General features: G+C 61.9%; 2 protein-coding genes. One reads left to right on the forward strand and one right to left on the reverse strand.

Features of this window, described 5'->3' with window-relative positions; genetic code table 11:
• Window positions 1-14 precede the first annotated feature (14 nt).
• Window positions 15-4,136, forward strand: coding sequence for an amino acid adenylation domain-containing protein (locus tag J3P89_RS19895; RefSeq protein WP_434695424.1), 4,122 nt, complete (start codon window positions 15-17; stop codon window positions 4,134-4,136).
• 956 nt (window positions 4,137-5,092) lie between these two features.
• On the opposite strand, the gene J3P89_RS19900 is transcribed toward J3P89_RS19895, so the two are convergent.
• On the reverse strand, window positions 5,093-7,561 hold the full coding sequence (locus tag J3P89_RS19900) for a TonB-dependent siderophore receptor (protein WP_434695425.1): 2,469 nt from the start codon (window positions 7,559-7,561) through the stop codon (window positions 5,093-5,095).
• Between the last annotated feature and the right edge of the window lie 331 nt (window positions 7,562-7,892).

Consider the following 7,892-nt stretch of genomic DNA (forward strand, 5'->3'; position numbering starts at 1 on the left):
ACCGCGAGAACACCATGAACGAATTGCTAGATGATGATCTGCTGGCGCTGCTGCTCGATGACGCCGCCGACGATCTGCACGCGCGGTCCAACCGCAGCCGGCTGGACCGCGCGCCCTTGTCTTTCGCCCAGCAACGCTTGTGGCTGGAACAACAGCGCGACCCGACCCGGTCGGCCTACAACCTGCCACGTGCCCTGCGCCTGACGGGCGAGCTGAATGCCGCTGCCCTGGAGCAAGCGCTGAATCGGGTCATCGACCGGCACGACATCCTCCGCACCGCGTTCATCGAAATCGACGGTGCCGCCACCCAGGTGGTTGAGCGCAACGCCTGCCTGGTCCTGCATCGCGAAGACCTCGCCGGGCTCGACCAGCCGACGCTTTCGCAGCGCATCGAGCAACACGCCCGGCGACCGTTCGATCTCACCCAGGCGCCGCTGATGCGGGCCACCCTGCTCAGGCTGAGCCCTGCGGAACATGTGCTGTTGCTGAATATGCATCACATCGTGTCCGATGCCTGGTCCAACACGATCCTCATGCAGGACATGACCCAGGCCTATGCCCAGGGCTTGCTGGGCGATCCCTCACCGCTGCCACCGTTGCCCCTGCAATACGCCGACTACGCGACGTGGCAACGCGGCGAGTACTTGCAGAGCCTGGCCTGCCGACGCGGCGGCGAATACTGGAGCGAGTACCTGGGCCACGACCTGCCCACACTGGAACTGCCACAGGATTTTGCGCGCACCGCGAGCCAGACACACATGGCCGGCCGTGTGCAGGTGGCGCTGGCCCCGGCGATGGTCCAGGCGCTCGAGACGTTCTGCCAACGCCAGGGGCTGACGCCGTTCGTGGTAGCGCTGGGTGCCTGGCAATTGCTGCTGGCCCGCTACAGCCGCCAGAACGACTTCACCGTCGGCGTTCCCAACGCCAACCGCAACAACCATGAAAGCCAGGACCTGGTAGGTTTTTTTGTCAGTAGCCAGGTGTACCGGGCGCGGATCGACTCGACCCGCAGCGCGCTGGATTTTCTCCGCGATCTGCGCGTGCAGTCCCTCGCCGCGCTGGAGCATGCCGATTACCCGCTGGAATTGATCCTCGATCAATTGGGCGCCAACCCGCTGTTTCAGGTCCTGTTCAACTGGCGCACCGGATCACAGGCGGCGTCGCCGCCAAGTCCGGATCAATTTATGCTGGAGTTTCTCGACACCGGCGAAAACCAGGCCAAGTTCGACGTGTCGCTGGATGTCGACTATTCACAACAGCAGACCGTGGCGACCTTCGAATACAGCCGTGACCTGTACCGCGCGCAAACCATCGAGCGCATGGCCGAGCATTGGCAGAACCTGCTGCGCGGCCTGATCGAAACGCCCGGCTGCGCCCTCGGCGAGCTACCGTTGTTGAGCGCCGATGAACAGCGGCTGACCCTGAACGACTGGAACCGCCGGCCGACCCGGTTGCGCCAGGAAGAGTGCCTGCACCAGGTGATCGAAACCCACGCCGCCAACACCGCAGAGGCGATAGCCCTGACGTTCGAAGGGCAGCACATGAGCTATGCCGAGCTCAATCGACACGCCAACCAATTGGCCCATCGCTTGATCGAACAAGGCGTCGGGCCCGACGTACTGGTCGGCATCGCCGTCGAACGCACGCCACGGATGATCGTCGGCCTGCTGGCGATTCTCAAGGCCGGCGGCGCCTACGTACCGCTGGACCCGGCCTACCCGGCCGATCGCCTGGCCTACATGATCGAGGACAGCGGCGTCAGGCAGATCCTGACCGAGGCCCACCTGCTTGATTCGCTAGCGCTGCCCGCCGGCGTCGACTGCCTGTTGCTGGATCCGGTCGATGCCGTCAGCACCTACCCCGAACACAATCCGCACGTGCCGATGGATCCGGACAACCTGGCCTACGTGATCTACACCTCCGGCTCCACCGGCAAACCCAAAGGCGCACTGCTCGCCCACCACAACGTCAGCCGATTGTTCCAGGCCACCGACCATTGGTTCGGTTTCGGCCAGCAGGACGTGTGGTGCCTGTTTCACTCCTACGCCTTCGATTTTTCCGTGTGGGAGATCTTCGGTGCCCTGCTGCATGGCGGTCGACTGGTCATCGTGCCCCACGCCGTGAGCCGTTCGCCCGAGGATTTCTACGCCCTCCTCTGCCAGGAACAGGTCACGGTGCTCAACCAGACGCCATCGGCATTCAAGTCATTACTGCAGGTGGCCTGCGCCCCTCAACAGACGCTCGTCCACCGGTTGCGACAAGTGATTTTCGGCGGTGAAGCGATTGATGTGCAGAGCCTGCGCCCCTGGTTCGAACGTTTCGGCGACCAGACACCACAATTGATCAACATGTACGGCATCACCGAAACCACGGTGCATGTCACCTGGCGGCCGCTGTCGTTGCAGGATTTGCATGGCGAGGCCGCCAGCCCCATCGGCGAGCCCATCGTCGATCTGTCCTGGTATTTGCTCGATGCGCACCTGAATCCGGTGCCCAAGGGTTGCATCGGCGAGCTGTATGTCGGTCGCGCGGGCCTGGCCCGCGGTTACCACCAGCGCGCCGGCCTGACCGCCAGCCGTTTCATTCCAGACCCGTTCGACCCACTGCCGGGCGGACGCCTGTACCGCACCGGGGACCTGGCCCGCTACCTCTGCGACGGCAGCATCGAATACGTGGGACGCCTCGATCACCAGGTCAAGATCCGCGGCTTCCGCATCGAGTTGGGCGAGATCCAGGCGCGCCTGCAAATGCTCTCGGCGGTCCGCGATTGCGTGGTGTTGGCCCATGAAGGCCCGGGCGGCCTGCAATTGATCGCCTACGTCATCCCGACGCAACCGGCCTCGGCCGAGTTGCGCGAAGGCCTGCTGACTGCGCTGAAAACGCAGATGCCGGACTACATGGTGCCCAGCCATCTGTTATTCATCGATCACCTGCCGCTCAATGCCAACGGCAAGCTCGATCGCAAGGCCTTGCCGGAACCGGACGCCGACCTCCGGCATTCGACCTACGTGGCGCCCCGCACGCAGTTGGAACAGGCCCTGGTGCAACTCTGGCAACAGTCGCTGAAGGTTGAGCGCGTGGGTATAAGCGACAGTTTCTTTGAGCTGGGTGGGCATTCGATCCTGGCGATCGAGCTCATCGCCAACCTCAAGGCACGCCTGAACCACACGGTGCGCCTGCAAGAACTGCTGGCCAACCCGAGCATCGCCGAACTGGCCCGGTTCATTTCGCAAAAACACCGCGAGCAGACGCAGTGCCTCGTCGCCCTGAACAACGCGCCCGCCAGCGCACCGCAGCTGTTCTGCCTGCACCCCAGCGGGGGCATCGTCTTCTGCTACCAGCCACTGGCGCGCAAACTGCAAAATCGCGCACGCACCTTCGGCGTCATGCACCGCGGCTTCAGCGAACCCCATGCGGGCCCCGAGGCCTGGCACCAGATGATTGCCGACTACAGCCAGGAAATCGTCTCGGCTCAGCCAGAGGGTCCGTATTACCTGATGGGATGGTCCCTGGGCGGGGCGATTGCCCTGGACATCGCGGCAACCCTGGAAAGCCAGGGACATACGGTGGGTTTCCTGGGCCTGGTGGACAGCACGATTCCCGAGCACCTGTATCCCGCGACGTTGCCGCGTCATCGGGAACTGCTTGCGGAGGAAAAAACCGACCCGGCCTCGCAGGATCTGCATGAGGCAATCGAGTATTTCGATCTGCTGTTCCCTGCTCTTACGGAACGCACCGCGGCCTTTCGACGGGAACACCCTGACAGCTCGGTCAACGCCTTCCACGAGTGGGCCGCGGGCCAGATCGAGCCTGAGCGAGGCGACTTGCTGTCGGTCGTGCAGAGCGTCAAGGAAGAGGTCATGAATGCCCAGGCGTTTTCGGTGCATGACCGGTTGCTGGAGGCCTTTGAAGGGTTCACTTTCAAGCCGGTACGGGTACGTCCCAGCTGCTGGTGGACCGAGGCGGAGAAAACACCGCAAGAGCTGGCGTTTTGCGAGGCGTTGGTCAGGGAACATAGCTTGACTGGCGAGTTGCAGTGCTCGGTGCATTCGCCGTTGCGCCATCGGGGCATGATCTTTGATGAGGGGTTGCTTGATTCGTTGGTTGAGGTGTTTTTGGGGGGCTTGGCGGGGTAGCTCTTGATTAGTTGATCGGTGTGTATATCCGGTTTTTCGGTAACGGCTGCTTAGGGTTCCGCCCTTACGGCGGCTCACTTTTGAGAAGCGCAAAAGTAAGCAAAACGCTTTTGCCCCACCACTCGGCACCTCGCCAAGGCTCGGTGTCCCCTCACTCCGGCATTGCTCCGTGGGCCGCCGCGAAGGGCCGTCCCTGGCCCAGCGCGGCTACCTCGGCATCCATGCCGAGGTGCCCACTGCGCAATGCCTGCGTTCGGCCAGCGTGGTTAATGGGGCGCCGAAATCAACGTCCACGGCGAGGCGGCCTTAGAGCCGACCTGGTTCTTGCTGGGGTCCGCGTTCCTTCTGTGGGAGCGAGCCTGCTCGCGAAAGCGGAGTGCCAGTCGATGAAGAAATTAAGTGTGCTGGCCCCTTCGCGAGCAGGCTCGCTCCCACGGTGATTATCTGTGGGCCTTGGAATCTGTACCTGTTGAAAATCCAGTGTGGGAGCGAGCCTGCTCGCGAAGGCGGAGTGTCAGTCAATGAAGATTTTGAATGTGCCGGCCTCTTCGCGAGCAGGCTCGCTCCCACAGAAGGAACGCGGACCCCAGCAAGAACCAGGTCGGCTATAAGGCCGCCTCGCGGTGGACGTTGATTTCGGGCGCCCCGTTAACCACGCTGGCCGAACGCAGGCATTGTGGAGTGGGCATCCCGGCATGGATGCCGGGATAGCCGCGCTGGGCCAGGGACGGCCCTTCGCGGCGGGCCCACGGAGCAATGCCGGAGTGAGGGGACACCGAGCCTTGGCGAGGTGCCGAGTGGTGGGGCAGAAGCGTTTTGGTTACTTTTGCGCTTCTCAAAAGTGAGCCGCCGTAAGGGCGGAACCCTAAGCAGCCGTTACCAAAAAACCGGATATACACCCCAAAAAAAACCGACCCGCAAAACCACAGCGGATCGGCCTTCCGCCTTAGATCAGATCAAAACTGCGGTGTATATTTCACGGTAAACATCAAATTCCTAGGATCGCCGAAGTTGTTGTTACCGTTGATCTGGTTGTAAGCCGGCGTGATATACGTCTTGTCGAACAGGTTGTTGGCATTGACCGCCAACCCGATCTCCGGCGTCAACTGATAGCCGACGCGGGCATTCCAGACGGTGTAACCCGGTACGTCATAGTTGAGGTCGAAGACCTGCGTATGGCTTTGGGTGGTGAAGCCTAGACCCGCGTTGACCCGGTTCCAGTCACCGGTGAACTGGTAGTTGCCCCACACCCGGAGCATGTGTTTCGGCGTCCAGGTACTGAAGACACTGCCTTCGTTATCCGGATCTTTCAGGTATTTGGTGGTGTTGTAGGTATAGCCCGCGAACAGCTGCAGATTGTCGACCACCTCACCGCTGATTTCGGCCTCGATGCCCTGGCTACGCACCTTGCCCGAGGCTGTCGAGCAACCGAAGCCACCACATCCCGAACCGCCGTCATTGACCGCACGGTTTTCATGGTCGTAGCGGAAGACAGCCAGGGAAGTATTGACCCGACCGTCCATCAATTCACCTTTAAGACCCACTTCATAGTTGGTGCCGATGACGGGCTTGAGCACGGAACCGTTGGCATCAACGTTGGTCTGCGGCTGGAACACGTCGGTGTAACTGGCGTACACCGCCCACTCACGACTCAAATCGTAGACGATACCGGCGTAGGGCGTGACCTCCCCCGTCTCACTTCCAGTGCTCGGCGCGTTGGGGGTAATACCGGTTGCCCGTTCGGTTTTCGACTTGTAGCTGAAGTCATACCAGCTGACCCGGGAGCCGAGGATCAGCGTCAGGTCGTCCACCGGCTTGACGCGCCAGGTACCGTATATGCCTTTCTGGCGGATGTCGTACTTGCTCAGTGTGCCCATGCCACCCGGGCTGTTGATCAGGCCCTCATAGCTGATGTCCGGACGGTTGTTGTCGAGGTCGAAGATATTGTCGGTGCTGCTGTTGAAGGTCCGGGCGTATTTGTCGTCCGTCTCCAGCTGGGAGTAGTTGCCGCCGAGCATGACCTCCTGCTCCATCGACAGGGCTTCGAACTTGCCGACCAGGTTCATGTCCAGACCCACCTTGGTGGACTGGAAGTCAGTCACGAAGTCGGCATATTGCACACGGCTGCCATCCGGCAGCAGGCCGCCAGGACTTTGCGTGCGCTGGTTTTTTGCCTGGTTGTCTTCGGTCATCTGCACGGCACCGACCTTGAACGCCCAATCCTCGTTGAAGCGATGCTCCAGGTCGGCGTACAGCGTGGTGACGTCGATATCGGAACGGTTCCAGCGCGCGCCGGTGTAGGTCGAGCGCGACACGTCCGGCATCGAGCCATCGGCGTAGCGTGGCAGGCCGCGGATGTTGCCGCGCGACTCGCCATTGGATTGGCTGGCCGCGAAGCCCAGAGTGGTGTCTTCGCTCAGGTCGATGTCCAGCGAGCCGTAGAGCGAGTGGGTCTTGTTCCAGGCATGATCGACGAAGGAATTGCTCTGGTCTTCGTCGGCGACGATACGACCGCGGATGTTGCCGGCCTCGTTCAGCGGGCCGCCGGCGTCCAGTTGCAGGCCGTAGTGGTCCCAGGAGCCGGCCTTGCCGGTCAGGGTCACGGTCGGGGCGCTCTGGCCACGCTTGCGCACCAGGTTGACGGCGCCGCCGGGGCTGCCGGTGCCTTGCAGCAGGCCGGAGGCGCCACGGAGAATTTCCAGACGGTCGAAGAAGATCAGGTCCTGGGTCGCCCAGTTGCCCAGCGAGTAGGTGTTACGCGGGATCGGCACACCGTCGTACTGCCAGTCATCGATCTGGAAACCGCGCGACGAGAGGATCATGCCCTGACCGACGCCCTGCAGGCCGACGACGCCGGTGGTCTGGTTGACGGCGTCCTTGAGGCTGACCAGGTTCTGGTCATCCATCTGCTTGCGCGTCATCACCGTGATCGACTGCGGAATCTCCTTCAGGGTATGAGTGCCCTTGCCGATGGTCACCGCATTACTGGTGTACGAGTTGCTGCCTTCGGTGGTGGCCTCCGGCTGCTGCGCGTTGATGGTGGTCGCGCCCAGTTCCAGGCCTGCGCCGGAGCCCTTTACCAGCATCAGGGTATTGCCCTCGAGGCTGTGGCGCACGCCGGTGCCCTTGAGCAATTCGGCGATGGCCGCTTGCGGGCTCATCTTGCCGCTGACGCGATTGCTTTTCAGGCCGGCCAGTTCGTCGGCGTTATAGATCACTTGTTGGTTGGTCTGCTCGCCGAACGCTTTTAATGCCTGCGGCAGCGGTTGCGCAGGGATGTTGATGCTGACGTTTTCAGCCATCACCTGGGCGCTCAATGGCAACACGCAGACCAGACCCAGGCCCGTCAACACCCGGCGCGAACGCAGGCCGCGGGACATGACCAGTGCCTTGAACAGCGGTTTCAACTCATGAATTGCCGACATCGTGCTCTCTATTATTGGTAGAAGTGAAAAGTCCATGGGGGCCGAAGGGCCTGCCGCTCGCCAGCACGGTGTACCGCTGACCGACCCCTCCCCGGGTACGGTCATCCGACTGGACGACAGCTAAATTTTTCCTGGACACAACCGGCGCCTGGGCAGCCCTGCCCGAGCCGATTTGCCCGCATACCTTAGTAAGACGCAGCACCTGGGAAAAACCGGAATGAGTTTATTTATCATTCGCGCAAAAGCTCAAAAAAAAGCCGATGCGAACGGGCATCGGCCTCTTGTTGATTGAAGCGATCGTTCCTACGCGAGCGTGGGAACGATCTCCCTT

Origin of the sequence: Pseudomonas sp. Z1-14, from assembly GCF_051132005.1 — a bacterium.
In the GTDB taxonomy this organism is placed as follows: domain Bacteria; phylum Pseudomonadota; class Gammaproteobacteria; order Pseudomonadales; family Pseudomonadaceae; genus Aquipseudomonas.

What these genes read in the sequence shown, in the direction of transcription:
- J3P89_RS19900 (WP_434695425.1), bottom strand. Translation starts at nt 7,561, where the DNA reads ATGTCGGCAATTCATGAGTTGAAACCGCTGTTCAAGGCACTGGTCATG.
- J3P89_RS19895 (WP_434695424.1), top strand. Translation starts at nt 15, where the DNA reads ATGAACGAATTGCTAGATGATGATCTGCTGGCGCTGCTGCTCGATGAC.